Source organism: Alcanivorax sp. HI0044 (assembly GCF_001634945.1).
The window spans coordinates 1-264 of sequence record NZ_LWEZ01000812.1 but is presented as its reverse complement, the minus strand read 5'-3'; the positions used below and the strand labels follow the sequence as shown (position 1 = coordinate 264).

The window sequence follows — 264 nt, the reverse complement described above, 5'->3', positions numbered from 1 at the left end:
ACCGGCGTGTACCTGAAAGTAGTACGGAACACGCTGGCGAAGTTCGCCGTGAAAGACACTGAATTCGAGTGTCTGAACGATGCACTGGTTGGCCCCACTGTTTTGGCTTTTTCCCAGGATGATCCGGGCGCTGCTGCTCGCCTCATCAAGGATTTCGCCAAAGACCATGACGCGCTGGAAGTAAAAGCTCTGGCCGTGGGTGGCGTAACTTATGGTGCTCAGGATATCGATGTCCTGGCCAAGTTGCCGACTCGCGACGAAGCA

General features: G+C 55.3%; 1 protein-coding gene. It reads left to right on the top strand.

Annotated features, from left to right (window positions below; translation table 11 throughout):
* Positions 1 to 264, top strand: a 264-nt coding sequence (gene rplJ, locus A3730_RS09675; RefSeq protein WP_082872320.1) for a 50S ribosomal protein L10, incomplete at both ends; no start/stop codon positions are given.